The organism is Deltaproteobacteria bacterium GWA2_45_12 (genome assembly GCA_001797365.1).
Classification (GTDB): domain Bacteria; phylum UBA10199; class UBA10199; order UBA10199; family UBA10199; genus UBA10199.
Genome location: MGPH01000036.1, coordinates 3,173 through 6,148 on the forward strand (window position 1 = coordinate 3,173; position 2,976 = coordinate 6,148).

The 2,976-nt window shown below is 44.7% G+C and carries 1 protein-coding gene and 2 pseudogenes (2 of these 3 only partly in view); all 3 read left to right on the forward strand.

The genetic code is table 11. The features are described 5' to 3' along the window. Nucleotides 1-24: pseudogene (locus A2048_03520) on the forward strand (hypothetical protein) (it extends 345 nt beyond the left edge of the window). Continuing rightward, nucleotides 21-557, forward strand: coding sequence for a hypothetical protein (locus A2048_03525; protein OGP08976.1), 537 nt, complete (start codon nt 21-23; stop codon nt 555-557). Before A2048_03520 ends, A2048_03525 begins: the two are co-directional and overlap by 4 nt. Next, nucleotides 550-2,976, forward strand: a pseudogene (locus A2048_03530) (hypothetical protein) (it continues 321 nt past the right edge of the window). Before A2048_03525 ends, A2048_03530 begins: the two are co-directional and overlap by 8 nt.

Below are 2,976 nucleotides of genomic sequence, written 5' to 3' on the forward strand. Positions count from 1 at the left end.
GGCGTTTTTTGTTCCCAACGTTGACAGGGGCTATTATCCTGGGGCTTTGGTTTTTTATTCATCATCAACAAAAAGGTTTTTTTGACCGCTTAAGCCGCTTGTTGACCCGGTTTGGATTCAAAAAACATTTAACCGAATCGGTTCAGGAAAAAATCCAGGTTTTGGACAAGCGCATTTCGGGGTTTTACCGCCGGCACCCCATTTATTTTGTGTTGGTATTGAGTTTTCATTTTCTGGCCCGGTTGTTGGGAGTGTTAGAAATCTACCTGATCGCCCGTTTTTTGGACATTCCTCTGGGAGCCATGGGGGCCTTGTTTTTGGCGTCACTGACCATTTTGGTCAATTTGGTCTTTGTGTTTATTCCTGGAAGCATGGGGGTGTTAGAAGGGGCTTATGGGGCCCTTTTTTCAGTGATGGGGCTAAATCCGGTGACGGGAGTGGCGATCCAATTGGTGCGAAGGCTTCGGACACTTTTTTGGGTACTCATCGGTCTGGGCTTTATGTTAACTTATTACAAGTTAAAGAAACCAAAGAAAAGGGAATCGGCCCATGGGTAACCTCAATCAAATCATCTTGCGGTTGGCAGAACCGGTCTTTAAATTCATCAAAAGACTGACCCCCGGCTATTTTCAACGCATCCAAAACTATGCCCGCGACCCCTACATGTGCGGCATGGTACGGCATTTCAACCTTTTTCATGAATGGATTTACAAACCCAGTTTCCGACGTGTGCGTGTGGACGCCGAAGAGTTAAAACGGGTGGGGGATTTAAGCCGGAAGGGGACTCTGGTTTACATCATGAAAAACCGCGGGCAGCTTGAGTACAGTTTTTTCAACCATCTTTTTTTGAAGGAAAACATTCCCCTGGCCCGTTTTGCCAACGGATGCCGGACCCTTTTTTGGAGGCCCTTTACATCGTTTGTGGCCACTTGCCTTATGGGGCTTGACCGTTATTACCGGCAAGGCTCTTTAGCTGACCCTCTGGGCAATGGTTATTTTGAAGAGCTTTTGTTGAAAGGAGAAAGTGCCCTTCTTAATTTGCGGGTTTCCAAAAATTTTCTTTTTGGAGCCAATCGTGATGATCCGCTCAATTTTATCGTTCCCCTGATCAGAGCTGCCAAAAAAAGTGAAAAGCCTATTTATTTGATGACCCAACAATTCCTGTACGATCGCCACCCGGAAAAGGCGGATAGGTCCCTTATTGATGTCTTATTTGGTGACAAGGCCGAGCCGGGTACCCTTCGTAAACTCATTTTGTTTTTATGGAGCTACAAGCGCAAATCCACGGTCAAGTTTGGGGAGGCCTTTGATTTGAAAGAATTTGTCAGCGAGCAAACGGGAAAAACCGATGTTGAACTGGCGACCTCGCTTAAATCCATTTTGTTAAACCGGTTGCATGTCGAACGACGAAGCATTACAGGCCCCGCGCTCATCCCGCGTGAAAAGCTTTTTGAAAAAATACTGGAACATCCTTCATGGAACCAGGATCTCCAGGCCTTGGCTTTAAAACTTGGCCAGAAAATCGAGGCTTTGGAAAAAATGGCCAAAACCTATCTGACCGAAATGGGAGCTGATGTTCATTACAGTGCCATTGATTTTTATGACTGGGTGATTCACTGGATGGTCAACCATATCTACGATGGCTTGGATGTGGATACCGAAAGCCTGGCCAAAATAAAAAACATTGCAGGCAAGCATCCCATCGTGATGGTGCCGGCGCATAAAAGCCATATCGATTATCTTTTGCTTTCCTATCTTTTTTATAATCACGACCTCACTCTTCCCCATGTTTGCGCGGGAATTAATCTCAAATTCTGGCCGGCCGACGGGCTTATAAGAAAAGGTGGCGGTTTTTTCATCCGTCGGAGTTTGGGGGATGATGCACTCTACAAGCTGACATTAGAACATTATCTTAAGGCCCTTGTGCGTGAGGGAAATGCGATTGAATTCTTCATTGAAGGAACCCGTTCGCGTACGGGCAAACTTCTAAAACCTAAAATGGGTGTGCTGGCCATGCTGATGAAGTCTTATCTGGATGGGGAAGCCAGGGATATTTATTTTGTGCCGGTATCCATTAACTATGAGCGTATTTTGGAGGCCAAGAGTTATGTGAGCGAATTGGGAGGGTCTGAAAAGAAAAAAGAAAACATGGCCAGCCTTGTGAAGGTGGGCGGGAAATTTAGGGTGCGTTATGGCAAAGTCTATATTCGTTTCGCTGACCCTCTTTCGTTAAAAGAATTTTTTGATTCCAATCAAATCATGCCCCGCAGCAAAGACATTGACGATTGCCGCAATCTTGTTTCAGAGTTTGCCTACAAAATCACCTACAACATCAATAAAGTGACCGTCATTACACCTTCAACATTGGTGGCCATGAGTTTGCTTCATTATCCCAAGAAAGGGATCCCCGAATCCGAGGTTTTACGCCGGGCTGAAATCTTCAAGAAATATTTACAATACAAGGGAGCTTCTTTTTCAAGCGTAATGAATACCCCGGGGGACTGGGCCTTGCGTGAGGCGCTTCATAAAATGGTTTCTGAACGGCTTGTTTTGGCCCATCACGATTTCAAGGAAAAGTTTTTCACTCTTGATGAAACCAAACGCCCTCTTTTGGAGTACATGAAAAACAACGGGGTTCATTTTTTTGTTTCACTGGTTTGTTTCATGAAAATTTTAATGACCAGCGACAAACAGTCCCTGGGAATAGGGGAAGTTGAAAAAAGATATGAGCGTCTAAAAGCCTTGTTACGGCACGATTTCACGTTTAGCGAACGGGCGACCCTTAAGGAACATTTACTGAAGGTCATTTATTATTGTGTGGAAGAAGGGCTTGTTCGTTTTGACCAAGCCAAAGAAGAAATCAGCATCGAAAGATCCACAACACATCCGTTGTGGAATGTTTATTCTTCGCTTTTAGACAATTTCTTTGAGTCGGCGCTGATGACTCTTTTGTATATAAAACATGTCGACTTCAAG